Origin of the sequence: Mesorhizobium sp. CA12, from assembly GCF_020165255.1 — a bacterium.
Classification (GTDB): Bacteria; Pseudomonadota; Alphaproteobacteria; order Rhizobiales; family Rhizobiaceae; genus Mesorhizobium.
This window is the reverse complement of the sequence record NZ_JAIUHT010000003.1, coordinates 109,745-135,888: the sequence shown is the minus strand read 5'-3', so window position 1 is coordinate 135,888 and position 26,144 is coordinate 109,745. Positions and strand designations below refer to the sequence as shown.

General features: G+C 64.0%; 23 protein-coding genes and 1 tRNA gene. 13 read left to right on the top strand and 11 right to left on the bottom strand.

The window, feature by feature from the left end:
- Positions 1 to 111: 111 nt before the first annotated feature.
- Together LB520_RS07115 and LB520_RS07110 are read right to left on the bottom strand one after the other, a co-directional pair.
- Entirely contained in the window at positions 112 to 2,214 is a 2,103-nt protein-coding gene (locus tag LB520_RS07115; protein ID WP_224636978.1) for an ATP-binding protein, read from the bottom strand.
- A 153-nt stretch (positions 2,215 to 2,367) separates the two neighbouring features.
- Positions 2,368 to 3,096, bottom strand: coding sequence for a response regulator (locus LB520_RS07110; RefSeq protein ID WP_224545631.1), 729 nt, complete (start codon positions 3,094 to 3,096; stop codon positions 2,368 to 2,370).
- Between the two features lie 93 nt (positions 3,097 to 3,189).
- On the opposite strand from LB520_RS07110, the gene LB520_RS07105 reads away from it, so the two are divergent.
- Complete coding sequence (locus LB520_RS07105) at positions 3,190 to 3,891, top strand: response regulator transcription factor (protein WP_224636977.1); 702 nt, start codon at positions 3,190 to 3,192, stop codon at positions 3,889 to 3,891.
- A gap of 75 nt (positions 3,892 to 3,966) precedes the next feature.
- Here the strand turns inward: LB520_RS07105 and LB520_RS07100 are convergent, their stop codons facing one another.
- Both LB520_RS07100 and LB520_RS07095 read right to left on the bottom strand, forming a co-directional pair.
- The gene (locus LB520_RS07100) at positions 3,967 to 4,131 is read right to left on the bottom strand and encodes a hypothetical protein (RefSeq protein WP_095767405.1); all 165 of its coding nucleotides are present in this window, start codon (positions 4,129 to 4,131) and stop codon (positions 3,967 to 3,969) included.
- 31 nt (positions 4,132 to 4,162) lie between these two features.
- On the bottom strand, positions 4,163 to 4,495 hold the full coding sequence (locus tag LB520_RS07095) for a hypothetical protein (RefSeq protein WP_140842958.1): 333 nt from the start codon (positions 4,493 to 4,495) through the stop codon (positions 4,163 to 4,165).
- A 348-nt stretch (positions 4,496 to 4,843) separates the two neighbouring features.
- Between LB520_RS07095 and LB520_RS07090 the strand changes: the two genes are divergently transcribed.
- A complete protein-coding gene (locus LB520_RS07090; protein WP_224636976.1) occupies positions 4,844 to 5,299 on the top strand; it encodes a L,D-transpeptidase in 456 nt (151 codons plus the stop codon).
- 137 nt (positions 5,300 to 5,436) lie between these two features.
- On the opposite strand, the gene LB520_RS07085 is transcribed toward LB520_RS07090, so the two are convergent.
- The gene (locus tag LB520_RS07085; protein ID WP_224636975.1) at positions 5,437 to 8,520 is read right to left on the bottom strand and encodes an efflux RND transporter permease subunit; all 3,084 of its coding nucleotides are present in this window, start codon (positions 8,518 to 8,520) and stop codon (positions 5,437 to 5,439) included.
- Positions 8,517 to 9,869, bottom strand: a complete 1,353-nt coding sequence (locus tag LB520_RS07080; protein ID WP_411969867.1) for an efflux RND transporter periplasmic adaptor subunit — start codon at positions 9,867 to 9,869, stop codon at positions 8,517 to 8,519. The genes LB520_RS07085 and LB520_RS07080 overlap by 4 nt, the downstream gene beginning before the upstream one ends.
- A gap of 94 nt (positions 9,870 to 9,963) precedes the next feature.
- Between LB520_RS07080 and LB520_RS07075 the strand changes: the two genes are divergently transcribed.
- Positions 9,964 to 10,497: a TetR/AcrR family transcriptional regulator gene (locus tag LB520_RS07075; RefSeq protein WP_224602348.1), complete on the top strand. Its 534-nt coding sequence runs from the start codon at positions 9,964 to 9,966 to the stop codon at positions 10,495 to 10,497.
- Between the two features lie 135 nt (positions 10,498 to 10,632).
- Entirely contained in the window at positions 10,633 to 12,243 is a 1,611-nt protein-coding gene (locus LB520_RS07070) for an inorganic phosphate transporter (protein WP_224636973.1), read from the top strand.
- Between the two features lie 151 nt (positions 12,244 to 12,394).
- Here the strand turns inward: LB520_RS07070 and LB520_RS07065 are convergent, their stop codons facing one another.
- From LB520_RS07065 to LB520_RS07055, 3 genes are all read right to left on the bottom strand, one after another.
- A complete protein-coding gene (locus LB520_RS07065; RefSeq protein WP_224636972.1) occupies positions 12,395 to 13,231 on the bottom strand; it encodes an MFS transporter in 837 nt (278 codons plus the stop codon).
- Between the two features lie 185 nt (positions 13,232 to 13,416).
- Positions 13,417 to 14,577, bottom strand: coding sequence for a patatin-like phospholipase family protein (locus LB520_RS07060; protein ID WP_224636971.1), 1,161 nt, complete (start codon positions 14,575 to 14,577; stop codon positions 13,417 to 13,419).
- Positions 14,570 to 15,358 carry an acetoacetate decarboxylase gene (locus LB520_RS07055; protein WP_224636970.1) on the bottom strand — a complete coding sequence of 263 codons (789 nt, stop codon included), beginning with the start codon at positions 15,356 to 15,358 and terminating at the stop codon, positions 14,570 to 14,572. Before LB520_RS07055 ends, LB520_RS07060 begins: the two co-directional genes overlap by 8 nt.
- 247 nt (positions 15,359 to 15,605) lie before the next feature.
- Between LB520_RS07055 and LB520_RS07050 the strand changes: the two genes are divergently transcribed.
- The 8 genes from LB520_RS07050 (at position 15,606) to LB520_RS07015 (ending at position 23,331) form a co-directional block, all read left to right on the top strand.
- Positions 15,606 to 16,394, top strand: a complete 789-nt coding sequence (locus LB520_RS07050) for a 3-hydroxybutyrate dehydrogenase (protein WP_224636969.1) — start codon at positions 15,606 to 15,608, stop codon at positions 16,392 to 16,394.
- A 162-nt stretch (positions 16,395 to 16,556) separates the two neighbouring features.
- Positions 16,557 to 17,372: a chromate resistance protein ChrB domain-containing protein gene (locus LB520_RS07045; RefSeq protein WP_224636968.1), complete on the top strand. Its 816-nt coding sequence runs from the start codon at positions 16,557 to 16,559 to the stop codon at positions 17,370 to 17,372.
- The gene (gene chrA / locus LB520_RS07040; protein ID WP_224636967.1) at positions 17,372 to 18,760 is read left to right on the top strand and encodes a chromate efflux transporter; all 1,389 of its coding nucleotides are present in this window, start codon (positions 17,372 to 17,374) and stop codon (positions 18,758 to 18,760) included. The genes LB520_RS07045 and chrA overlap by 1 nt, the downstream gene beginning before the upstream one ends.
- Positions 18,761 to 19,006: 246 nt before the next feature.
- The gene (locus LB520_RS07035) at positions 19,007 to 19,216 is read left to right on the top strand and encodes a hypothetical protein (RefSeq protein ID WP_224602362.1); all 210 of its coding nucleotides are present in this window, start codon (positions 19,007 to 19,009) and stop codon (positions 19,214 to 19,216) included.
- Between the two features lie 43 nt (positions 19,217 to 19,259).
- Positions 19,260 to 19,802 (top strand): sigma-70 family RNA polymerase sigma factor, encoded by a 543-nt coding sequence (locus LB520_RS07030; RefSeq protein ID WP_224636966.1) that lies wholly within the window; start codon positions 19,260 to 19,262, stop codon positions 19,800 to 19,802.
- Positions 19,789 to 20,703 carry an anti-sigma factor family protein gene (locus LB520_RS07025; RefSeq protein WP_224636965.1) on the top strand — a complete coding sequence of 305 codons (915 nt, stop codon included), beginning with the start codon at positions 19,789 to 19,791 and terminating at the stop codon, positions 20,701 to 20,703. The genes LB520_RS07030 and LB520_RS07025 overlap by 14 nt, the downstream gene beginning before the upstream one ends.
- 199 nt (positions 20,704 to 20,902) lie before the next feature.
- A complete protein-coding gene (locus LB520_RS07020) occupies positions 20,903 to 21,793 on the top strand; it encodes an adenylate/guanylate cyclase domain-containing protein (RefSeq protein ID WP_224636964.1) in 891 nt (296 codons plus the stop codon).
- 131 nt (positions 21,794 to 21,924) lie between these two features.
- Positions 21,925 to 23,331: an NAD(P)-dependent oxidoreductase gene (locus LB520_RS07015; protein WP_224636962.1), complete on the top strand. Its 1,407-nt coding sequence runs from the start codon at positions 21,925 to 21,927 to the stop codon at positions 23,329 to 23,331.
- Positions 23,332 to 23,374: 43 nt separating this feature from the next.
- Here the strand turns inward: LB520_RS07015 and LB520_RS07010 are convergent.
- Positions 23,375 to 23,451: transfer RNA gene (locus tag LB520_RS07010), tRNA-Arg, on the bottom strand.
- 138 nt (positions 23,452 to 23,589) lie between these two features.
- The gene (locus tag LB520_RS07005; RefSeq protein ID WP_224527310.1) at positions 23,590 to 24,753 is read right to left on the bottom strand and encodes a M20 aminoacylase family protein; all 1,164 of its coding nucleotides are present in this window, start codon (positions 24,751 to 24,753) and stop codon (positions 23,590 to 23,592) included.
- 220 nt (positions 24,754 to 24,973) lie between these two features.
- On the opposite strand from LB520_RS07005, the gene LB520_RS07000 reads away from it, so the two are divergent.
- Positions 24,974 to 26,140: a D-alanyl-D-alanine carboxypeptidase family protein gene (locus LB520_RS07000; protein WP_224636961.1), complete on the top strand. Its 1,167-nt coding sequence runs from the start codon at positions 24,974 to 24,976 to the stop codon at positions 26,138 to 26,140.
- The last annotated feature ends 4 nt before the right edge of the window (positions 26,141 to 26,144 follow it).

The following is a 26,144-nucleotide window of genomic DNA, read 5'->3' as shown; positions in this document are numbered from 1 at the left end:
CGGTTCTCGGAAGTCACCATTTCGACTCAGCCTGACCTGAATCTCGACGAAGCCGGCGACGGCGAGTTTAGGTTTAGATTCCGCCTACCTGGTGGTCCCAGGCTAACCTGCTCAGATATGGGCGCCGTTGTCGGCGGCGGCTTCGTCGGCAATGGTCGAGAGGATGCCGCGGACGTCGAGCGTCGAGAATGGCTTTTCCAGGATGTGCGGGCGCTGCTGCGGCGGCAGCGCTTCGATTTCCGCCTTAGCGCCGATCAGATCGCCGGTGACCAGCACGAAGCGCTGCGCCAGCGCGGGCCGCTGAGCAAGCAGTTCGCGGTAGATCGCAATGCCGCTGATGCCCGGCATGCGCAGATCGGAAAAAACGATGTCCGGCGGCATGTAGCCGTTCAACACGTCCGCCGCCGATGTCCAGCTTGCCACGACGCGCGACTTCACGCCCATCAGTTCGAGTATGTCGGACAACGAGCCGGCGACGTCCGGCTCGTCGTCGATCACCAGCGCGTGGCGCAGCCCGCTCGAACGCGCCGGACTTTCGCCGGGCGCGGCGCTGCCGCCCGCGATCGCCGGCAACTGCACGACGAAGCGCGCACCTTGCGGCTCGACCTCCTCGAACCAGATGTTGCCTTTGTGGCGCTCGACGATCGATTTCGAGATCGACAGGCCGATGCCGGTGCCGACGCCGACCGGCTTGGTGGTGAAATAAGATTCGAAGATGCGCGAGCGGATCGCCGCGGGGATGCCCGGGCCGTTGTCCTCGACGGAGAAGCCCGGATTGCCGTGCTCGTTGCGGAACGTCCGCACCTTGATGCGCCGCTCGCCGGCGATGCCGGCAAGCGCATGCTGGCTGTTGATGAGGAAGTTGGCCGCCACTTGGGTGATATGGTCGGCATCGGCCATGGCAAGCAGCGGCCCGTTGGCAAAGTCGGTGTCGATGATAATGCCGCTGGAGCGCGCCCCATAGGCGGTGACTTCGAGCGCCGAGCGCATCACCTGGTTGAGATCCGTCTCGGCCTGCTCGGTCGGATGCAGCCGCACCATCGACAGGAAGCTCTTGACGATGCGGCCGCATCGCTCGGCGGCGGCGCGCACCTTCTCGGCCCGCACCTTGGTTTGCGGGTCGCCGGCGAATTCATGCAGCAGCGTCGACTGCGCCACCACCACCGCCAGCGGATTGTTGAGCTCATGTGAGACGCCGGCAAGCAGCGAGCCCATCGCCGCCATCTTTTCGTTCTGGTGCAGCTTCTCGCGCTGACGATTGATCTCTTCCTCGGCCTGCAGCTTTTCGCGCAAGTCGCGGATCGAGCCGAAGATCAGGCGGCGGTCGGCAACCCGCATCTCGGTCGCCGTCAGCTCGATCGGGAAAATCTCGCCGGCAGCGTTCTGCGTGACGGTCTCCAGCCGCTGGCCGACCATCGGCGCGCCGCGGCCAGCCATGTATTCGGCGCCAGAGGCATAGCCTTTGCGGTAGTATAGCGGAACGATGGTATCGAGCAGGTCCTTGCCAAGGATTGCGCTGCGCTGGAAGCCGAACATCTTCTCGGCGGCCGGATTGAATTCGATGATCGAACCCGTCTCGTCGATGACGATGATGGCGTCCAGTGAGGCCTGCAGCATGGTGCGGCGGATCACTTCACTGGCATGCGCTTCCGATGGCGAGCGCTCGATGGCGTCGCCGATCGCCAAAGCGATGATGTGCAGCGTCGCCTCTTCCTCATCCGTCCATTCGCGCTCAGCGATGCAGTCATTGATGGCCAGCGTGCCCCAAAGGTGGCCATGCGCGAACACTGAGACGGACAGGAACGACTTGATGTTCTGCTTCTCGAAATCGGCCCGCAGGAAACCCTCGAGGTCGCGCGTGTGGCCGGAGAAAATCTTGCCTTGCCGCTCGTCCTCCTGCAACTGCTCCAGCAGCGAGTCCGAGTTGATGATCGACTGCATGATCACCGTGGGCGAGGCCAGCTCGCCGCCGAAGTCAGGGTCGATCCAATAAGCGGCGACGGACTGGGCGAAGCCTTCGCCCGGCAATTCACGCAGGCGGAAAAGGATGCCGCGCTGGCAATCCATCTTGCGGCACATCGTCGCCAATATGTCGTCCATCTCGCGCTGCCAGTCGCCTGCCTCGCGCAGGCGGCGCACGACATGGACAGCCGCCATGGCGGCGCCGCCCGGACGCGAGCCATTCGTATCGGTGCGTGCTGCATCAGCAGTCATGGTCATCCAAGGCCCGGACGTCGGTCGTTCAGAGCGTCCCTCCGTTCCACGGAAACGGCGAACCGCTCTACCGCTTTGTTTTGACGCAATTCCGGACGGAAGGCTACGGCCAAGGCGCCGAGCCTAGCCGTTTCATGCCATTCCCGGAATGCTCTAGTTGGCGTCGCCGCTCGGCAGCGAGAAGATATAGCCTTCGCCGCGCACCGTGCGCAGGAATTTCGGATTGGCGGGGTCGGCCTCGATCTTCTTTCGCAACCGCATGATGCGGATGTCGACCGCGCGCGAGGATTCCGGATCCTCGACGAAGCCGATCGCTTCCGAAATCGCCGCTCGCGTCAGAAGCCGGTTGGCGCGGGTGAGAAAAACCTCGAGCACGTCGAACTCGCTTTTGGCCATCTCGATCACCGCGCCATTGGCGCCGATGACCAGACGGCCGTCGAAATCGGCCTGGAAGCCGCCGAAATTCACGAAACGGCGATTTGCGGTTTCGGCCTTCGCCGGCTGCGGCTCGGCCGGCTGCGGCACGCGGCGCAGCACGCTGCGCACCCGCGCCAGCACCTCGCGCAATTCGTACGGCTTAACGATATAATCGTCGGCGCCGAGCTCCAGCCCGACGATGCGGTCGAGCGCCGTGCCGGCGGCCGTGGCGTAGATGACGCCGATCTGCGTTTTCGAGCGCAGCCAGCGGCCGAGCGACAGCCCGTCCTCGCCGGGCATGGCGATGTCGAGGATGGCGAGGTGGAAGGACTGCGCCTCAAACAGCGCGCGCGCGGCGGCAGCATTCTCGGCCGTGACGACGTCATAGCCGCTGGCGCCGAGATATTCGGCCACAGCCTCCCTCAGATCCGGTTCGTCCTCGACGACGATGATGCGTGCCTTCACGACGAGCTCGCTCCCGCTTTCAGCAGAAAGTAGATTGGGTATAAACATGATGTCCAGCACTCATCTCGAGTTGTCTGTGGCGGGGTGAAGAAAATGGCCGCACGATCCGTCATTGCGCTTGTGTCCGTCGCCGAGGTGGTGGCCAAAAATCTTGCCGACCATCTCGAACGGCGCGGGCACGATGTGCGCCAGGCGCGCCAGCCCTGGGAGGCGGAGACGCTGCTTTCGGCCGGCGGCATCGATGTCGTAGTCGTCGGCGACGACGTCACCCAGGCCGAGGGCCGCGAACTGCTCAGGCGTTACAGCAGCCAGGGCGGGGGTGGCGAGGGCGGTCCCGACTTCATCCTGATCTGCCGGCCGCGCGACCTCGTCGACAAGGTGCTGGCGCTCGAGTTGGGTGCCGCCGACGTCATCGAAAGCCCGCTCAACGTGCGCGAGCTTGCCGCGCGCATCGGCGGCCTGCTGATGAGACGCGGCAGGGCCGGCGGCGAGCTGATCGTGCTGGAAAACGCCACCGTCGACCTGCGGTCGGCCATGGTGATGCATCGCTCGGGCGCGGAGGAGCAGCTTTCCCCGGGCCAGGTGGCGCTGCTCAAGCTGTTCCTGGCCAGCCCGCGCAAGGTGCTGACGCGCGACGATATCATTGCCGCGGCGCCGGCGGAGAATGCCGACGCTTTCGACCGATCGATCGATTCGCGCATCGTGCGGCTGCGCCGCAAGCTTGACACCGAAACCATCACCACCATCAGGGGCGCCGGCTATCGTTTCGATCCGCCGGTTCCACGCAAAGAGTAAGCTTTGATCAGCGAGGCTTTTGAGCATCGGCTTCCCCAAAGCGGTGGTCATTTTGGGTCCGACAACGCCTGGCGTTCAGCGCACGACGATGACCGAGGGTCCAGTTGGAACGTTCGCGCTGACGGTTATCTCGGCCTGGGCGCGCTCCTTTAGCAACACCGTCGCAAGAGCGGCAAAGCCCAGCAAACCTTGCGCGTAAAGCAGCGCTGAAAGCACCGAGGCGGCAAGTTTCGTCTTCATCTCTTCAAATCCTCGATCTCGAAATCGGGCTTCAGGAAACTCCCGAAGCGCCCGCGCCGCTGACGGAGCCCCCCGCTGCGGCGCGGGCCTTCGGTCCTCTCGGCAGCAAGTAGCCGGAGGGGCCGCGCGTCCTCATCAACCGGAGGCCGACCCGCCAGAAGGCCTTCAGCCGGTGGACGCGCAGGCTGGACAAAATCCAGACCGTGGCGATGAACAGAGCCATGTGCAGCGTCGAAACCTCGCCGGAAGTCATCGCCGCCAGCGTCGTCGCCGGCTTGCCGGCTACCGAGCCGGCGCCGCCGAGCACGATCGCCGCGACGCTGATCCTGAGAAACCAGGAGCGGAGTTTCGATTTCCTGCCCATTTTCGTTTGTGGATGTCTGTTCCCGTTGCGTCAAATTTGATGCCGGCCTGTATCCAAATCATGCCGCCGCAGATGCATTTTGTTGCAGATCGGTTTCGAAAGTGGGTCCTAGTCTTTCATATACATATAAAATGAACTTTCGTTTCTGGCCGAAGCCGATTGTGCGACGCCTGACCGCCACCTCTCGCAAAGGTCCGCGGTACTGCTCAACCGGCCTCGCTGTTAATTTGCAGAAACGAATTCGAAACAGAAACGAGTATTAAGCGAAATAGGTCTGAAACGGACGAGCACGATAAGGCCCCATCGAAATTGAAGCCGGACACAACGGCAAAAAACAGAGGGATCGTCATGCGCACCGCCATTTCGGCCAAGCTTATCCATATCACCGCCGCCGCGCTCACCGGCGCGGCGCTTCTGTTCGGCGCCGGCAATGCCGCCCACGCCAACCAGCTCGTCGCCAAGGTTTCGCTGTCGCAGCAGATCATGGAAGTCACGGTCGATGGCCGCCCGACCTACATCTGGAAGGTCTCGACCGGCAGCAGAGGGCACATCACGCCGACTGGCTCGTTCAAGCCGACCCGCTTGCACGAGATGTGGTATTCGAAAAAATACGACAACGCGCCGATGCCGCATTCGGTCTTCTTCAGAGGCGGCTATGCCGTCCACGCCACCTATGCCATCAGCCATCTCGGCCGTCCCGCTTCCCATGGCTGCGTGCGGCTGCATCCCGATGCGGCGGCCGATTTCTATCAATTGGTCGAGGCCTTCGGCCCCGGCAACACCAGCATCGTCATTGTCAAGTAACGCCCTGGCCAAGCAACCGGCTAGGTAAGAGTAGCAGGCAGGTTGCCGCCTTCCACCGATCGAGAAGCCGTGAGGCAGCCGCCAAAAAAAGAGGCCGGAATTTTCCGGCCTCTTTGTTTTTCGCTTCGGTTGCCGTCTCAGCTCGGCAGCGCCGGCATCAGCTTCGGATCGGGCTTCTCGGCGAGATGCGGCAGGTCCTTGCTGGCGATGAAAGTGTAGAACATCGGCACGACGAAGAGCGTGAACATCGTGCCGACCAGGATGCCGGTGAAGATGACCAGGCCCATCGAATAGCGCGCGGCAGCACCGGCGCCGCTGGAGACGATCAGCGGCACGACGCCGAGCGCCATGGCCGCCGTGGTCATCAGGATCGGCCGCAGGCGCACCTTGGCCGAAGCGATGATGGCGTCGCGGCGCCGCATGCCATGGATTTCACGCTGCTGATTGGCAAATTCCACCAGCAGAATGCCGTGCTTGGTGATCAGGCCGATGAGCGTGATCAGGCCGACCTGGGTGTAGATGTTGAGCGTCCCCAGGCCGATGTTGAGCGGCACGATCGCGCCGAAGATCGACAGCGGCACCGCCATCATGATGATCAGCGGATCGCGGAAGCTCTCGAACTGGGCCGCCAGTACCAGGTAGATGACGATCACCGCCGCCGCGAAGGCGATCAGGATGGTGTTGCCCTGCTCCTTCTCCTGCCGCGACTGGCCGGAATAGTCGACGAAGAAGGTGTCGGGCAGGGTCTCCTTAGCGAGATCCTCCAGCACCTTCAGTCCGTCGCCGGTGGTCACGCCAGGCAGAGGCAAGGCCGAGATCGTCGAGGAGTTCAGCTGGTTGAACTGCTCGATGGCCGCCGGCGAGGCATTGGTCGAGATCTTCACGACCGCCGACAGCGGCACCATCTTGCCGTCGACACTGCGCACGAAATACTCGCCGAGCTTGTCGGGATTGTCGCGGAATTCCTGCGGCACCTGCGGGATGATGTCGTAGCTGTTGGAGTCGCGGTCGAACTGCGCCACTTCGGAGCCGCCCACAAGCAGCGTCAGCGTATTGCCGATATCGGCGATCGGCAGGTTCAATGCTGCTGCGCGCTCGCGATCGATGGTCACGGTCACCTGCGGCGCATCGTAAGACATCGAGTTCTGCACGACGATGAAGCGGCCGGAAGCCTGTGCCTTGCTCTTGATCTTCTCCGCCTGCTCGAAGACCTCCGAGGGAGCTCCGGTGGAGCGCACCACCATGGAAATCGGCAGGCCGCCGCCGGAGCCGGGCAGCGTCGGCGGCGCGAAGACGAAGGCTTCGACGCCGGCGACCTTGGCGAGGCGGCCCTGAATGTCGGCCTGGAGCTCCTTCGAACTGCGCTTGCGCTCTGCCCAATCCTTGAAGGCGAAGCCGACGAAGGCACCGTTGGTCGCGCCGCCGAAGGCGACGGCAGAGAATTGCGCCCTGGTCTCCGGAATGTCCTTCACAAGGCCAAGCATCTGATTGACGTAGGCCTCGGTGTAATCCGATGTCGCATAGCGCGGCGCGGTGACGATCGAGAGCAGGAAGCCCTGATCTTCTTCCGGCGCCAGCTCCGTCGAGGTCTTGGTGAACATGAAGCCGGTCAGCGCCACGAGAGCGACGACGATGATCAGCGTCACTGGGCGGTTCCTGAGCGAAGCGGTGACCGCCCGTTCGTAGACGCGCTCGACGCGGCTGAAGGTTCCGTCGACGATCCGCTGGAAGCGGCCGTGCTGGCCCGGCTTCAGCAGGCGAGCGGACATCATCGGCGTGATGGTCATGGCGATCACGCCCGACAACACCACGGAGCCGGCCAGTGTCACCGCGAATTCGCGGAACAGCGCGCCGGTCAGGCCGCCGGTGAAGGCAAGCGGGGCGAACACGGCGGCCAGCGTGATGGTCATCGCCACGATGGCCGTCGCGATCTCGCGCATGCCGTTGAAGGCCGCCTGCATCGGCGACATGCCGTCTTCCTCCATGTGGCGGTGGATGTTCTCCACCACCACGATGGCGTCGTCGACGACAAGGCCGATCGCCAACACCATGGCCAGCAGCGACAGAAGGTTGATCGAATAACCGACCGCAAACAGGATGAAGCAGACGCCGATCAGCGATAGCGGGATCGTCACGATCGGCATCATCACCGAGCGGAACGAGCCCAGGAACAGGAGGATGACCACGATGACGATGGCGACGGCTTCGCCGATGGTCTTGAACACTTCCTCGATCGAGGCGCTGATCTGGCCAGTGGCGTCGTAGACGACCTCGATCGTCATGCCTTTCGGCAGCGTCTCCTGGATCTGCGGCACGAGCCGGGTGACCGCGGCGGCGGTCGTCAGCGGGTTGGCCGCAGGCGTCGGGAAGATGGCCAGGAAGGTTCCCGGCTTGCCGTTGAAGCTCACCCTGGTGTCGGTGTTTTTCGCGCCGAGCTCGACATGCGCGACGTCGCGCAGGCGCACCACCTGGCCATCCGTCGAGCGTATCGGGAGCTGGGCGAAGGCCTCAGGCGTCTGCAGGGTCGAATGCACGGTGATCGAGGAGACCACATATTCGTTCTCGGTGTTGCCGGGCGCCGACAGGAAGTTCGAGTTGTTGATCGCGGTCAGCACGTCCACGGCGGTGGCGCCGCGGGCGGCAAGCCTGATCGGGTCGATCCAGACGCGCATGGAATATTCCTGGGCGCCGAAGATCTGGACGTCGGCGACACCTTCCACGGTCGAGATGCGAGGCCGGATGACGCGCTCGATATATTCGGTGAGCTGCTCCTTCGTCATGTTCGGGTTCTGCATCGAGATGTACATCATCGCGAACTGCTGGCCGGTGCCCTTGACGATGACCGGATCCTTGGAGGCGTCCGGCAAGGTGCCGCGCACGCCCTGGACCTTGGACAGCACCTCTGCCAGCGCGACGTCCGGATTGGAGCCGAGCTTCATCTGTACCGTGACCGTGCTCGAGGACGGACGGCTGGACGAGGTGACGTAATCGATGTTTTCGGTCGAGGCGACGGCGCGCGCGATCGGGGCCGATATGAAGCCCTGGATCAGGTCGGCACTGGCGCCGGGATAGGCCGTGGTGATGGTGATCGCCGTCTCGTCAACCTTAGGATATTGGCGGATCGACAGGCCGAAGATGCCCTGGAAACCGAGCAGCAGGATCAGGCAGGCCAGCACCGTCGACAGCACGGGCCGGCGGATGAAAAGGTCGGAAAAGCTCATTGCTGAACCTGTTTGTTCGCCGATTTGCTGGGATCGATGGTGTTGTCGACGGCAACCGACATGCCGTTGAAGAGCCGGTTCTGGCCGGCCGTGACGACCTGGTCGCCGTCCTTGAGGCCCTCGACGATCTCAACCATGCCGTTGTTGCGGCGGCCGAGCTTGACGAAGACCTGCGAGATGGTGAGCGCAGGCTGCTGCGCGGCCTCGGCCGGCTTGGCGGCGTCGCCGGCCGCTTTGTCGGCCGGCTTCGCGTCCGCCGGCTTTGCGGCGTTGTCGGCTGGCTTGGTGGCGTCCGCCTGCGGCTTGGCGGCATCGCCGGCCGCCTTATCGGCGCTGGCCTTCTGCTCATCCGGCTTCGCCGGCGCGGCAGCGGCTGCGGGCTTCGCCGGCTCGACCACGAAGACATAATCGCCATAGAGGCTGGTCGTCACCGCCGTCTGCGGCACGGAAATGACATTGTTTTCCTGCGGCAGCTCGACACGGATCTGGACGAACTGGCCAGGCGTCAGCTTGCCTTCCGGATTGGCGACCTCACCGCGAATCGAGACCAGCCGGCTGGCGGGATCGATCTTGGGGTCGATGCCGCGAATGGAGCCGGCAAAGGACATATCGGCGAGATTGGTGCCGAGCTTGATGGTCTGGCCGATCTTGAGCAGCGGCAGCTGCTGTTCGGGTACCGTGAAGTCGACCCGCATCGTGTCCAGGTCCTGGATCGTCACCACCGCATTGCCTGGCGCCAGATACTGGCCGATGTCGATCTTCGGGATACCGACCGTGCCGCCGAAGGGTGCGGATAATTGCTTCTGGTCGAGCACCGCCTGCAACTTGTTGACCTGTGCGGCCGAGGCGTCCGCCGCGGCACGCGCAGCGTCAAGCGTCGCGTCGGTGCCAACGCCGCGCCGCTGCAATTCGATCGCGCGGGTCAGCGCCGCCTGGTCCGAGGCGGCCTGCGCCTTCTGCGCCACCAGATCGGCTTTCTCGACGGCATCGTCGAGCTGCACCAACACTGCGTCGGCGGCAACCTTCTGGTTGGCGTGGAAAAGGATGTCCCTAACGATGCCGCTCGTCTCGAGGGTGAGATCGACGCCGCGCACGGCGTTGACGGTGCCGATAGCCTCGATGCCGGGGGTCCATACCGAAGGCTTGACCATCACTGTCGAGACCGTCGCGGCCGGCGGCTTCATGGTGGCGAAATACTGCTTGATGCCGGCATCGCGCATGAAGTTGAAGCCAACAATGCCGACGCATACCAGCGCAAGCAGCAGCAAGAATCCGGCGATGATGAAAAAGCGCTTCACGGACAGTCCCCTCGAGCCGGCAACCGGCAAACAATCGATGCCGGGACACATATCGACGATAAGTCCCGATTTCAAATCGGCGCGCTTTACTGTACCGGCTGGACGGTCTTGTCAATTCCGCCTAAGCTAATGTACGGGGAGCGGGATGAGAGTACCTAGGGCGAACTCACGCGAAAAGATACTTGCCGCCGCCGCCGATGTGGCGCGCGAGGCTGGTCCGGGAAGCCTGTCGCTCGAGGCCGTCGCCAGCCGCGCCGGAGTGTCGAAAGGCGGCCTGCTCTACAATTTCCCAACCAAGGCCAAGCTGATGCAGGGCCTGGTCGAAAGCTATCTCAGCGACTTCCAGAAGGCGCTGGAAACACGCGCCACCGAGGCCGGCCACGAGAGCGTCCTCTCAGCCTATATCAAGCTGTCGGCCGACGACTGCGAGCGGCCGAAACCGTCGGCGTCCTGGATGTTCTCCGCGATTGCGGAGGATCCCGATTTTCTGACACCGATCAAGGCCTTCAAGCGCCAGCTGTTCGAAAGGCTGAAGGGGGAGACGGACGACCTCGGCTCGCTGCTGGTCTGCTTTCTCGCCATCGAAGGGATGCGCAGCATGAATCTGTTTGATTCAGACGTGCTCTCAGAAGACGAGCGCAAGCTTCTGGTGTCCTCGCTCCTGAAGATAGCCGGATAGGTCACCAACGGTTTGGTGGTGACCAAACGGCTTGGTAGTGGTGGTGACCAAACGGTTAAGAGCGTCACACCAGCTTCATTCTAGGGACATAGCGTCCTTCCCGGTTCTTTGCTGCAATGCAAAAGGAGTGGGACAATGGTGGACGTAGTTTCGAGTGAGTCGGGGATCCCGAGACCGGATCATCCCCTGGAACAATCGGGCGGTGCCAAATGGTTCCTGCCGACTTTCGGCATGCTGGTGCTCGTCGGCATCGTCTATGTCGGCTATGCGCTCAGCCAGGATCTGGCCATCGCCAAGACGGTGCCCTGGATCCTGCTTGGCATCGCGCTTCTGATCGCGCTGGGCTTCGAATTCGTCAACGGCTTCCACGATACCGCCAACGCGGTCGCCACCGTCATCTACACGCGCTCGCTGCCGGCCGAATTCGCCGTCATGTGGTCGGGCGTCTTCAATTTCCTCGGGGTGCTGACCTCGAGCGGCGCGGTGGCCTTCGGCATCCTGTCGCTGCTGCCGGTCGAGCTCATCCTGCAGGTCGGCTCGTCATCCGGCTTCGCCATGGTGTTCGCCCTTCTGGTCGCCGCCATCCTGTGGAACCTCGGCACCTGGTTTCTCGGCCTGCCGGCTTCGAGCTCGCACACGATGGTCGGCTCGATCATCGGCGTCGGCCTCGCCAACCAGTTCATGGCCCCGGCCGGAAGCGCCACCAGCGGCGTCGACTGGGGGCAGGCGACCAATGTCGGCATCACCTTGCTGGTCTCGCCGATCGTCGGCTTCTTCGCCGCCGCCATCCTGCTCTATGCCATGAAGCTCCTGGTGCGCAATCCGGCGCTCTATGAAGCGCCGAAGGGCAATGCGCCGCCGCCATGGTGGATTCGCGCGCTGCTGATCTTCACGTGCACCGGCGTCAGCTTCGCGCACGGCTCCAATGACGGCCAGAAGGGCATGGGACTGATCATGCTGATCCTGATCGGCGTGGTGCCGACGGCTTACGCGCTCAACCGCACGCCCGACATCAACTATCTTGACGCCTACAAGGCGGCCTCGGTGTCTGTCGAGCAGGCTCTGGGCAAGTACGTCAAGCCTGGCGTTGCTGTCGCCGATGCCAATGCTGCAAAGGCTGCCGTGCAGGAGGCCGTGCGCAGCAAGAGCTGGAATGATCAGACCACGATTGCGCTGCAGACCTATATCCACAACACCACCGCCGGGCTGCAGCCTTACGCCTCGGTCGATAACGTGCCGACCGACCTTGTCAGCAACGCGCGCAACGACATCTACCTGATCGGCGAAGCGCTGAAGCTGATCGACAAGAAGAAGCTGCTGCCGATGCAGGAAGCCGATCTCAAGGCGGTCACCGATTATCACAAGGCGGTCGACAACGCGACGAAGTTCATCCCACTGTGGGTGAAGATCGCCGTGGCGCTGGCGCTCGGCCTCGGCACCATGGTCGGCTGGAAGCGCATCGTCGTCACCGTCGGCGAGAAGATCGGCAAGAGCCACCTGACTTATGGTCAGGGCGCCGCCGCCGAGCTGGTCGCGATGATCACCATCGGCATGGCCGACCGTTTCGGCCTGCCGGTGTCGACGACGCATGTGCTGTCGTCCGGCGTCGCCGGCACCATGGCAGCCAACGGCTCCGGCCTGCAGTGGTCGACCGTGCGCAACCTGCTGCTGGCCTGGGTGCTCACGCTGCCCTGCTCGATCGCGCTGGCCTTCGTGCTGTTCGTGATCCTCCGCCACGTTTTCTGAGCGGGAAGGCCTTCAAGGAAACGGCGCGGCTGGCGGCGCCGTTTCTTTCTATCGCCGCGCAATTTCCGCCCTGCTAGAGCGGTTCACCGTTTCACGGAAACGGCGAACCGCTCTATCTCTTTGTTTTACGCAAAGCCGGACGGAAAACCGCTCACACTTTTCCTGGAATTGCTCTAAGGCGGCGCAGCTGGCGTAGCGACAGAAGATGCAGCAAGATTGAGCTTGGCACCACGAAAGCAGGGGTCAGCACACCCGGATAATCGCCAGCGCCGATGCTCAGCACATCCGGACCGATCAACTGCCACGGGCCGGGCGAGGTGACTATGCCCATGGTGATCGCGACAGCGAAATCGGCAAGGCCGAGGATATTCCAGAGAGCCCTCCGGCCCCCGGCTGTGCCGGTCGCCACCGCGATCGTTGCCGGCAACGCGAACAGCCCTGTCAGCACGTCGCCGATGCCTGCCGGCACCGCGAATACGCCGGGCAGCGCACCATGCAGCCACGCCGCGAGCGCCCAACTGCCGAATACGCGGTAGAGCTGAACCGCGACGAGCCAGCTCGCCGGCATTGCATCGAGCACCTGCCCGACCCGCCTGGAGAACAGCAACAGCGGCGCACCGATGATCACCGGCAGGAAGATGGCCGATGGCAACGCCGGTAAAGCCGTGGCGTCCGGATGGAAGATGCCATTGATCGCGGCGCTCCAAGCGACGGCGAACCACAGCGTATCCGGGATCATGATTGCCAGCCAAGTCGCGCGACGTTGACCCGGTGTCAGGCTCGTATGTTCGAGGCCGAGCCACAATCCCAGGGCGATGAGCCCGTGGGCCGCGAGCTGGTGGAACGTGGTCGGAACGCCGCTCTCCGGGATCGCCGGCCAACGATAGATCAAGAGTAGCCACAGCGTTGTGAGCGGCACAAACCACAGCAGGCCTCGCCAGGCATCCCGCAATGGAACGACGGCAGGGGAAACAGCTTCGGCGGTCATCGGCGGTACTCCATTGAGCCCAGCGCATTTTGCTGACGCCCAGATGTAAGCCCGCTCTCCGCGAGGCGGCTATCCGCGACAATGTTGATGGCCTGTGAAGCAGAGCTTCACAGTTTGCGGGCTCCCAGGCGAGCGGCCGCTGGGACTTTTTCCCGAGATTGCTCCGCTTGTGGCGGATGCAAATATCAGGTCGGATCTTCGCGATGCAGGTCGTGGATGGTCACGCCGTCAGCATTGTCGGGCAGCATCAGCCACTTCTTGTGACGCAGCGTGCGCTCGGTGTCTTCCAGGCCCATTTCCCAGTGCTCGCGCATCGAGGTGCCGGAGAACTCGTAGTCCTTCGCGTGGCCTTCATAGCCTTTGTGCTGATAGATCAGGTGGACGATGTTGACCACGCCTGCGTCGGAATAGTCGGCTATCAATTCCTTCTCGCCATCGTTGAGCTGGTCCGGCGGCACGCGCTTCAGCGCGTCGAGCAGCTTCATCTTGAGCGCATGGATGCGCTGGAAGTTGTCGGTGTTCTGGCGCGTGCGGCTGGAATACATGATGTCCTTGTGGCGCGACAGGACGTCGGCCAAGCCGCGCGGCAGCACGCCGCGGGCGCTGAACAGATCGACCTGGAACACCAGCGAGGAGCGGTCCTCCTCCTGGTCGAGCAGATATTGCAGCGGCGTGTTGGAGACGATGCCGCCGTCCCAGTAATACTCGCCTTCGATGCGGATCGAGGGGAAGGCCGGCGGCAGCGCGCCGCTCGCCATGATGTGCTCCGGCCCGATGCGCACCTTGTCGGTGTCGAAATAGACAAAATTGCCGGTCCTGACATTGACCGCGCCGACGCTCAGCCGCTTCTTGCCGTCGTTCAGCACGTCGAAGTCGATCAGGCTTTCCAGCGTGTCCTTGAGCTCGGCGGTGTCGTAGAAGCTGGTGGCGCCTTCCGCTCCCGCCAGCTGGAACCAGGGGTTGGGATTGCGCGGCTTGAAGAAGCCGGGCTGGCCCATGGTCATCGTCATCAACGACGAGGTCTGGTTGCGGATGTCGCGATAGATGTCGCCTTCGGGCGTATAGGCCCAAATCTTGCGGCCCGAGATCGTCTGCCAGAACTGCTCCAGCCGCTGCAGGCGGCGGCTCGGCTCATTGCCGGCGATGATCGAGGCGTTGATGGCGCCGATCGAGACGCCGGAGAGCCAGGTCGGCTCGCAGCCGGCGTCGGCAAGCGCCTGATAGACCCCTGCCTGATAGGCGCCGAGCGCGCCGCCGCCCTGGAAGACCAGGGCGATGCGGTCATATTGCGCCGTGATTTCCTGGATGGTGGCGGCGGCCGCCTTGTTGCGGGTACGCTCAAGCACCGGCTTTCTCCAGTTCCTTCGCGCCGGCAGCCGATCGGACGCGGTCCGCGAGATAATCATGCACGACTTCGCCGAGACCCAGCGTCAGGTCGGCGGTGAAGTGAACGGCCGAGACGATGTCGAGCACCGGCAGCTTGGCGACATCGGCCATGACATGCGGGCGAAGGTCGAGCGCGGCGGGCGCCGTCCAGGCTTCCTTCAGCGTGATATCGGTGAGGTAGTAGCGGACCAGCTCGCAGATGCGTGGGCTGCCGTCGACATGCGGGATGATCTTGATGAGGAAATTGGGCGCGGCGAGCGAGGCGAGCACCTGGTCGTGGTCGGCTTCGCTGTGCTTGTAGCCCATGGTGCCGGTGGCGCAGAGCACGCTGCCATAATGCAGCGTGCCGACCACCACCTCGCCCTCATGCACGATCTTGGGGTTGGCGAGCTTTTTTGGAAAACCCCAGAGCTCGCGGCCGCCGGCGATCGGCGCGTCGTCGTCGAGATACATGGAATGCACGTAGCCGCCGTGCTGGCCCTTGTAGCGCACCGGAATGACCTGGCCGGTCTCGGTGTAGTCGCCGAAACCGGTCGAGTCCGGCATGCGGATGAATTCGTATTTGACCAGCGGCTCGTCGATCTCGAGCGGCGCCGGCACGACGGCTTCCAGCGCCTCGCGCGTCGTGCGGTAGGTGATGATGATGTATTCGCGGTCGAAGAAACGATAAGGGCCGGGCGGGAAGGAGGGGTTGGTGAGCGGCATGGCATAGGCGCGCTTCACGACATCGGCGATTTCCATGGCTGGCGCCTCAGTAAGTTTGAAATGACCCCGCGCGAATGCGCTGGCAAATATGTTGCATGGCAGCATGACAGTGCCGTGTCAGCGGCAAGACGGCGCTTCCCGGAGCCGGCAAATGCCGTCGTGGAGCTGTAATGGCGCGGACATATGGGTGTGGCATTGTGATGCTGCGGCGCACAAATCATGTGCCTTCCCGGTTGTCTGCCTTCATACTCTTCCCTCCTGTCCTCCTGTTGCGAGATCTCCCATGGGTTCCCTGTCTTCGAAGAATGCGCTCGTCACCGGCTCGACCAGCGGCATCGGCCTTGCAATCGCCCGTGCCTTCGCCGCAGAGGGCGCCAACATCACCATCAACGGCCTGGGCGATGCGGCGGCGATCGAGCAGGAGCGGGCCGGCAACGAAAAGGATTTCGGCGTCAAGTGCCGTTACTCGGGCGCCAACATGATGGATGGCGCCGCCGTCACCGCCATGATCCACGAGGCCGAGGCGGCATTCGGCAGCCTCGACATCCTGGTCAACAATGCCGGCATCCAGCATGTCGCGCCGATCGAGGAATTTCCCGACGACAAATGGGAAGCCATCATCCGCATCAATCTTCTCGCCGCCTTCTACGCCATCAAGGCGGCGGTGCCCGGCATGAAGAGCCGCAAATGGGGCCGCATCATCAACACGGCTTCGGCGCATGCGCTGGTCGCCTCGCCGTTCAAGTCGGCCTATGTCTCGGCCAAGCACGGCATCGCCGGCCTGACCAAGACGGTGGCGCTGGAAGTGGCGCAGGACGGCATCACCGTAAATGCGATCGCGCCCGGCTATGTCTGGACGCCGCTGGTCGAGAAGCAGATTCCCGACACGATGAAGGCGCGCGGCATGACCGAGGAACAGGTCAAGCACGACGTGCTGCTTGCGGCGCAGCCGACCAAGGAATTCGTCACCGTCGAGGAACTGGCGGCGCTGACTTTGTTCCTGTGCTCGGACGCCGCCAGGCAGATCACCGGCACGACCCTGCCGATGGATGGCGGCTGGACGGCGCAGTAAGCGCAACGGCGATCGCAAAACGAAGGCGGTCGGAGGCAACGCCTTCCTTGACAATCGGCGGTGATCGTTCCAGCATTCCGGCAAGGGGTTCCCCGCGACGACCCCGTGAGGCGTCAGCCCAACGATCGCGTCCAAACTCTCTTTGCTCAGGAGGTGGACGCTATGCCGTCAACAACCGCAATCACCGTTCCGCAGCTTTCCCGTCTCGTCGGCTTGCCCGATGCGCCTTGCCTGGTCGATGTGCGCATCGACGAGGACTATGAAGCCGATCCGCGCCTGTTGCCGGCGTCATGCCGGCGCGATTTCAGGACTGTCTCAACCTGGGCGTCGGAATTTTCGGGACGCAAAGTCGTCGTGATCTGCCAGAGGGGGCAGAAACTCTCGCAAGGCGTTGCCGCGTGGCTGCGCCACGAAGGCATTCCGGCGGAATCGCTTGAAGGCGGCTTCGAGGCCTGGGTCGCCGCCAGGGCGCCGTTGGTCAGCGCCGGCGCGATCCCGCTCCGTGACGAGAAGGGCCGCACCGTATGGGTCACGCGTTCGCGGCCGAAGGTCGACCGCATCGCCTGCCCCTGGCTGATCCGCCGCTTCATCGATCCCGAGGCGGTTTTCCTGTTCGTCGATCCAGCCGAGGTGCCTCTTGTGGCGGACCGCTTCGCAGCGGTTCCCTTCGACATAGAAGGCGTGTTCTGGAGCCATCGTGGCGATCGCTGCACTTTCGACACGATGATCGAGGAATTCGGCCTGCGCGTCGAAGCGCTCGATCGCCTGGCGCTGATCGTGCGCGGCGCCGATACGGCGCGCCTCGACCTCGTGCCGCAGGCGGCCGGGTTCCTCGCCGCCTCGCTCGGCCTATCGCGCATGTTCCGCGACGACCTCGAGCAGCTCGAAGCCGGCATGCTCCTCTATGACGCCTTCTTCCGCTGGTGCCGCGATGCCGCAGACGAGACGCACAACTGGCCGGCAGGAGGCAAGGCGTAATGACAGCACTCGCCAAGAACGACGCCGCGCCGCTGGTCGATGTCCCGACCGTGCCGAGCTTTCGCGAGGCGACGCGGCTGTGGGCAAAGATCGGCCTGCTGTCCTTCGGCGGGCCGGCCGGGCAGATCGCGCTGATGCACAAGGAACTGGTCGAGGAGCGCCGCTGGATCGGCGAGGAGCGGTTCCTGCACGCGCTCAACTACTGCATGCTCCTGCCCGGGCCCGAGGCGCAGCAGCTTGCCGTCTATATCGGCTGGCTGCTGCATCGGACGGCAGGCGGTCTCATCGCCGGCAGCCTGTTCGTGCTGCCGGGCGCGCTGGTCATGCTGGGCTTGAGCAGCTTCTACATGCTCTACAACGATGCACCGGTCGTCGAGGCGCTGTTCTTCGGCGTCAAGGCGGCGGTGCTTGCCGTCGTCGTCGAAGCCGTGATCCGCATCGGCAAGCGGGCGCTGAAGAACCGGGCCATGATCGTGATCGCGGTGGCGGCCTTCCTCGCCATCTACGTCGCCAGAATGCCGTTCCCGCTGATCGTGCTTGCGGCAGGCCTCATCGGCTGGATCGGCAATCGATTTGCGCCACGGCTGTTTTCTGGCTCGGCGCACGGCAAGGGCAGCGCCGCTGCCGACAGAAGCGGCGTGGTCGACCTGATGTTCGAGCGCGGCGAGCTCGGCCACACCATGCCGACGAGATGGCATGCGGTCCGCACCACCGCCATCTGGCTCCCGGTCTGGCTCGGGCCTGTAGCACTGGTCGCCTTGCTGGCGGGGCCGGGCAGCGTGTGGGCGCAGGTCGGCGGTTTCTTCAGCCTGATGGCCGTGGTCACCTTCGGCGGCGCCTATGCTGTGCTCGCCTATGTCGCGCAGGCGGCGGTGACCTCTTTCGGCTGGCTATCGGCGGGCCAAATGGTCGACGGGCTGGGGCTTGCCGAAACGACGCCCGGGCCGCTGATCCTGGTGCTGCAATTCGTCGGCTTCGCCGCCGCCTATCGCCATGCCGGTGCAATCAATCCTTTGCTTGCCGGATCGCTCGGGTCGGCGCTGACGCTCTGGGCCACTTTCGTCCCGTGCTTCTTCTGGATATTTTTGGGCGCGCCCTACATCGAGCAGCTCAGGCAGAACAAGGCGCTGGCAGCGGCGCTCGGCGCGATCACCGCGGCGGTGGTGGGCGTCATCATGAACCTTGCGCTGTGGTTCGCGCTGCATGTCGTCTTCGGCAAGGTCGCAAGCGTCGGCTGGGGCGTGGAGGTGCCGGTTCTGTCCTCGCTCGACTGGCGCGCCGCGCTTCTGTCGGCGGCGGCGATGGTCGCCATGTTCAGGCTGAAACTCGGCATGCTGCCGACGCTGGCGGGATCGGCTCTGGCGGGGCTTGCGCTGCAGGCGCTGTAGGCCCGCACGCCGTTCGATCAAGCTGGCGTTAACGAAAAAGCCGACCGGCCGGGAATAAACCGCCCGGTCTGCGGGTCTCCAGAGCATGCGCCATTTGTGCGCAACAGCAGGAGAGCGACCATGAAGCGGCGCGAAGACGAATACGCATGTGAACAAGGCGAAGGCGTCAGCCGCCGGCGTCCTATGGAGCGGATGAGCCGGGCGCATCCGGTCCGGGCGATACCGCCTCGCCGCCGGCCCTGATCCGTGCCGATCGCAACCATCGAGATCCACGACCATGACGGCGACCGCCCCTTTGCAGCCAGCGATGCGCCATCCTCTTCCGAGGCACGCCTTGCTTCCGAGACACTTGACTCCGGTGACACCAATGCCTTCTCCTCCCTCGAAGCAGGCGCCATCGCCTGCGGTCGCGATCTTCACCCACACGAGCAGGGACAGATCGTCGCCTCCCGCTGAGGGCGGCAAACCCATTGCGGGAGCGCCCGACGGCGGAACGGTGTTGAGCGAAAAGATGCTGGCAGCGCGTTTTGCCGAAGTGGTGCTGCCGCATCTTGGCGACGCGCTGTCGCTTGCCCGCTGGCTCACGGGCAATCAAGCCGACGCCGAGGATGTGGTGCAGGAGGCCTGCCTCAAGGCGCATGCGGGCATTGCAGGGTTCGCTGGGGGAAATCCCCGCGCATGGCTGCTCACCATCGTGCGCAACGCTTCCTACACATGGATGGCGCGCAACCGCCCGCGCAGCGTGGTCGCCGTCGGCGACCTCGGCGATCTCGACGACGTGTCGCCGCCGCCCGACACTGACACCGACAGCCCGGAGGCGGCGCTGATCGCCAAGGCCAATTCGGCGGCGGTGGAAGCGGCGATCGCCAGGCTGCCGCAAGCCTTCCGCGAAACACTTGTGCTGCGCGACATCAACGGTCTCAGCTACCGCGAGATCGCCGCCATGCTCGGAGTGCCGCAAGGCACGGTGATGTCGCGGCTGGCACGAGCCCGCGGCCTCTTGATGACGGAACTCGGAGGGCGCCACCATGAGCCCGCATGAAAATCGCCCGCGTGAGGATGGATTGCCGCAAGACCCGCAGGATATGAAGCTGATGATCCACGCCCTTGTCGATGGCGAGCTCGATGCCGCGGCCGCTTTGGCGGTCGAGCGGCGCATGGCCGCCGATCCGGAGCTGGCCGCCGAACACGCGCGCCTGGTGGCGCTGCGCGGCGCTGTCGCGAATGTGCCGCGCCAGGCGGTCCGCGACGATTTTCTGGCCCGCATTGCGGCCATCGCCGAGGTGAGTGGGGCCGACGAAGCCGTCCAATCCACAGCCGTGAAGGCGCAGTCACAGCCGCAACAGCAGCAAGGCAATGTCGTCGAGATGCGGCCGCGCGCGGCACGCTGGTTCAACTCCTTCGACTGGCGCCAGATGGCGGCCTCGATCGTGCTGACGGCGTTTCTGGCCAGCGGCGCGACGCAGTGGCTGGCGACGGCGGACAATGGGGCCGACAGCTTCGCCGTGGCCGTCGCCAACGGCCATCGCCGCAGCCTGCTTGCGGCGACTCCGGTCGACATCGTCTCGTCCGACCGCCATACGGTGAAGCCGTGGCTCGACGGCCGCATCGGCGTGTCGCCGCCGGCGCCCGATATGGCCAAGGACGGCTACGCCCTGCTCGGCGGACGCGTCGAGGTGATCGGCGACAGGCCGATGCCGGCGCTGGTCTACCGCCATCATGAGCATCTGATCACGCTGGTGGCGGCGCCACGGCAGAACGAGGCCAAATCGGTGCCGGTGGCGGACGATCTGTCGGCAGGTGGCTTCCTTCTGGTCCACTGGACCGACGACGCCTTCTCCTACTGGGCGATCTCGGATGCCGAACGCCCGGCGCTGGACGATTTCGTCGCCCGCTTCCGGGCGGCGATCATCGCCAATCCGGCGGCCGGTAGCCCGGGTTAGTGAACAAAACTTCTTTCGCCGCTATTTTTTTGAGGCGATAACCCGTTTGGCGGGATGAGCGAAGGCAGATGCCTGTCCGTGCGAGATAATCGCGCCAAAGCACTTGCCCAGTTGCGCCGGCCCTTTGGCGCGCACGTAGATAAATCAAAGTCGACTTTGGTATGTTATACACGCTGCATTCTCGGGCGGATACGAGTCGATGGATCAGGAAAGACTTTTAGCCGCGGTCCTCTTGGCTGATGTCGTGGGCAGCACGCCGCTCTATGAGCGCATCGGCGACGATGCCGCTTTGCGGCAGGTCTCGGATTGCCTCGACGCGATACGCGAGATCGTCGCCCAACACGGCGGCGACTTCATTTACTCGAAGGGTGATGATGTGCTCAGCCTGTTCGAGAGCTCGGAGGCGGCGCTGATGGCGGTCTGCCAAATCAGCCATCAACTGTCGAAAAAGCCCTTGATCGCCCGGATCGGATTGCATTTCGGGGCGGTCATTCGCGCGCGGGACGCGGTATTCGGCGACGTTGTCAATGTCACCGCAAGGTTGTCCGCCACGGCCAACCCCGGGGAGGTCCTGATCAGCCAGAGCTTCTTCGAAGCCCTTTCCGCGGGCAGCCGCAGTACCTTGCGGCTCCTCGACAAGATGGCCTTCAAGGGCAAGCAAGAACTCTTCGATGTCTATACGCTGCGAAGCGACAATGAGGCCCTCAGCACGCACATCGCCAACCGAGGTACCTTTGTCGATAGGCGCTCTGCCCCGCCGCCGCAGGTCAATCTGATCATCCATTATGGAGATCAGTCGCGATCCTGCCGAAACAACGAACTGGTGACGATCGGCCGATCTCCGGAATGCAATATCGTCGTCCAGCGGCCCTGGGTTTCAAGGCACCACGCGACCTTCACCATTTCGAATGGTAAAGCGCGCCTTGTCGAGCGAAGCTCGTCGGGCACATTTGTGTCGATGGGACCCGGCCATGAAGTGTTCATACGCCGCGAAGATATTCTACTCTTCGGCTCCGGCGTCATCTCGCCCGGACGCAGATCGTCCCTCGGCGACGCCCAGATCCTTCACTACGAAATTATCTCAGGCTGACCTCGCTGGCGCCGACAAGTTTTAGCTTCCTTACGGCGATCTCTCGCTTGCGACCCGGATATGCCGTTTCGCGCGATCCATCGGATCACGGATTGGAGTAACTGGAGACAGCTGCAGGGAAACCACGCTCCATGACATCAGCCAATATTCTGATCTGCGATTTTGTCGGGCTGCGCTTTGGCGCGGACGGCAATCCCGACCACAGCGAGGTCAAGGCCTATATCGAAGCCAAGGGTGGCGTGTTCCACCAGACAGGCATCGCCGAGGCCGGCCCACTTGATCCCGACAGGCTGCATTTCTTCTACCTGCCGCAATTGAGCACGCGTGACGAATTGCTGGCAGAGGCCGGTGACGGCCGCTACGACGCCGTCATCGCCGCCGCGACCTTCATTCCGGCGGAGACCAGGTTCCGCCTTGGCGGCGTGCGTATCGGCGCCGGCACCGGCAATATGGGCTCGGCATCGTGGGGCGGAGGCAGCGGGGAAGGCGGCGAAGCGCCGTTGATGAACACGCCGGGCATCAACAGCCGCGCGACCGCGCAAATGGCGATGAAGGCGCTGCTGAAAGTCAGGCCGGATCTTCCCGTGGACAGGCTCAACGCCCTGGTCGCCGGCGGGCAGTTCGATACCGGAAAAGATCTGCGGCATTATCCGACCGAGAAGCTCGAAGGCAAAAGGCTGGCGGTGATCGGCTACGGCAATATCGGCCGGGAATTCGCCAGGCTCGGCCAAGCCTTCGGCATGCGGGTCACCATCCATGCGCGGTCCCGTCACCGCAAATGGATCGAGGCGGAAGGCTTCGACTATGCCCAGACCATGGAAGACGCCGCGCGCGGCGCCGACGCGCTTTCGGTCCACTTAGGCCTCGGTCCCTTCGATGCCGGCCAGCAGCGATACGCCAATGCCGGACTGATCGGAGATGAAGTCCTCTCCCTCCTCAACCACGGCGCGGTGCTCATCAACTACGATCGCGGCGAGCTGGTCGATGTGGCAGCACTGGAGCGAGCGCTGGCGTCGGGGCGCGTTTCCCATGCGGCGATCGATGCGGACCTGTTCAAGGACGGCAGCACGCTTTCGGGACCAATGCTGCCCTATCTCAGACTGGTCGAGGCTTATGGCCAGCGCCTGGAACTCCTCCCTCACGCCGCGGCCGACACCGACCACCCCTCCCGTGTCGCCGGCGCCAAGCAGGCCGTCGACCAGATCTACGCCGCCATCGTCGAGCATCGCGTCCACAATCTGAAAGGATCGCTGCCTCCGGGCTTTCTCGACATGGGAGCGAAAGTGCCGCCCGGCATCGGCGGCATTACATCTCGGCATTTGGCGGCGCTGGCCGCCGATCAGGCCGTGGCCGCCGACCTCGCGCGGTCGAGCGGACTCATAGCCGCATTCTGGGAACGCATCCTGGCAGCGTCCGAGCAGGAACGACCGGCACTGATCGCTTCCGGAGGCGAAGCGTTCGCCGAGGCCGCGAACCACCTCTCCACACTTATGCGCAGGCACCATCTTTCGGGGCCGTTCACTTCAGGATCGTCCTGACGCCCACGATGTAGCGACCTGCTCGCCAAGCCATTGGAAAACTTGGTGATCCCGACAGGAATCGAACCTGTGACCTACAGATTAGGAATCTGCCGCTCTATCCTACTGAGCTACGGGACCACGCGGCCCGACACATAAACGCTTCGGGCCGGTTCGCCAAGAGGCATGCTGTCCTCCCCTTGGGCTGTAACTCATCTCGGCGGGCCGGGCGGGCCAAGCCGTTTTGGCAGGACGCTCGCCGCCTTCGCCTGCGTGCGCTCAGGTGGCGAGCGCGGTCTCGGCCAGCTTCACCCAATAGCTCATGCCGTGCGGGATGACCTCGTCGTTGAAGTCGTAGGCCGGGTGATGCAGGCCGGCGGAGTCGCCGTTGCCGATGAAGATGAAGGCGCCGGGGCGGGCTTCCAGCATATAGGAAAAATCCTCGCCGCCCATCACCGGCTGGATGGCGCGGTGAACGTGGCTGTCGCCGGCGATGTCGGCGGCAATGTCGCCCGCAAACACGGTTTCCTCGGCATGGTTGAAGGTGACAGGGTAATTGGCGTCGTAATCGACCTCGATGGTAGCGCCGAAGGCGGAGGCGAGGCCGGCGCAGAGTGCGCGAATACGCTCCTCCGACTTCTTGGCCACTTCTTTCTTCAGCGTGCGCACGGTGCCGGCGATCTCGGCGCTTTCGGGGATGACATTATAGGCGTCGCCGGCGTGGAACTTCGTCACCGACACCACCACCGACTCGACCGGATCGGTGCTGCGCGAGGCAATGGTTTGCAGCGCGCCGACCAACTGGCTGGCGATGACGATCGGGTCGATCGTGCCGTGCGGCATCGCGGCATGGCCGCCGCGGCCCTTGACGGTGATGGTGAATTCGGCGGTCGCGGCCATGATCGGGCCGGGCTTGATGGCGAACTGGCCGACCGGCAGGCCCGGCATGTTGTGCATGCCGAACACCTTTTCGATGTCGAAGCGCTCCATCATGCCGTCCTTGACCATTTCGTTGCCGCCGCCGCCGCCTTCCTCGGCCGGCTGGAAGATCACCGCCACGGTGCCGGCGAAATTGCGCGTCTCGGCCAGATATTTGGCGGCGCCCAAGAGCATGGCGGTGTGGCCGTCATGGCCGCAGGCATGCATCTTGCCGGGCACGGTCGAGGCCCACGGCTTGCCGGTGATCTCGTCGATCGGCAGCGCGTCCATGTCGGCGCGCAGCCCGATGGTCGGGCCATCGCCCTTGCGGCCGCGGATGATGCCGACGACGCCGGTCTTGCCCAGTCCCGTCACCACCTCGTCGCAGCCGAAGGCCGTCAGCTTCTCGGTGACGAAACCGGCGGTCTGGAAGACGTCGAAATTCAGCTCCGGTGTCTGGTGCAGATGTCGTCGCCAGCCGGCAACTTCTTCCTGCATTTGCGCGGCGCGGTTCAGAATCGGCATGGTCGGTCCATCTCTTGGTTGACTGGCGGCAGTCGGTTCAGGGCCACTGCTCAGCAATTGTGAATATATGGCACTTTGCCATTTTGGCGTCACATAGGGTAAATAGCACCGCAACAATGCGGCCCGGGGTCGAGGGTCGGGCCGCATTATGCTGGCGATGGGTAACGAAATCTTACGGAGCCAGCGGCGATCACGGCAAGAGGCGATTTCGGATTTGATCATGCGGCAAAGGCATTTCCTCAACCTGTTGCTGGCAGGCGCGCTGGCGCTTCCGGTGCTTGCCGGCACGGCGCGCGCCAATCCGGTCGTGCTTTTCGACTTGAAGAGCGGCTCAATTTTGGAGCACCAGGACGCATTCAAGCGCTGGTATCCGGCCTCGCTCAGCAAGCTGATGACGGCCTATGTCGCCTTCCGCGCGATCCAGGCCGGCGAGGTGGCGCTCGATTCGCCGATCAAGGTGACGAAGCATTCGGCCGGCGAGCCGCCGAGCAAGATGGGCTTCAAGCCGGGTTCGGTGATACGGCTCGACAATGCGCTGAAGATGATGCTGGTCAAGTCGGCCAACGACATAGCCATGGCAGTCGGCGAGAATATCGGCGGGTCGCAGGCCGCGTTCGCCGATCGCATGAACGCCGAGGCGGCCCGGCTCGGCATGGTGGGCACGCATTTCGTCAACCCGAACGGGCTCTATTCGCCGGAACAGTATACGACCGCGCGCGACCTTGCCGTGCTGGTGACGGCGTTGCGCAATGATTTTCCGCAATATGCCCCGTGGTTCTCGATCGAAGGCCTTGCGGTCGGCAAGAAGGCGCTCCCCAACTACAATCTCCTGATCGGCCGCTATCCGGGCGCCGACGGCATGAAGACCGGCTTCGTCTGCCCGTCCGGCTTCAACATGATCGGCTCGGCGACGCGCAACGGGCGCACGCTGGTCGCCGTGGTGCTTGGCGAGAAATCGGCGATCAGCCGCGCCGAAGCGGCGGCAAAGCTGCTCGACCACGGTTTTGAGATGCCGGCGGCCGGTTCGACCACGCTGGCCGCTCTCAAGCCCTATGGCGACACGCTGTCACCCAACGACATGCATGACGAGATATGCGCGAAAAAGCCGAAGGCGGAGCAATCGGAGGCGGCGCCCGAGGTTGCCGCCAAGAATAAACCGAAATCGCCCTATCAGGTGAAGCTCGCCCATCCCACGCTCATCGCAGTCGGCCTCGGCGGCGCCACGGGACCCGCGCCGAAGGCCTTCGTCGACCAGACCGACCAGAACTATGCCGACGTGCCGCTGCCGATCTGGCGACCGGACAGGCCGGCGCCGCCCGGCGCCGAGCCGCTGGCGACCGCCGCTGCCGGAGCGCAGGGCGACCAGCCCGTCAAAGCCGCCAACTAGGCAA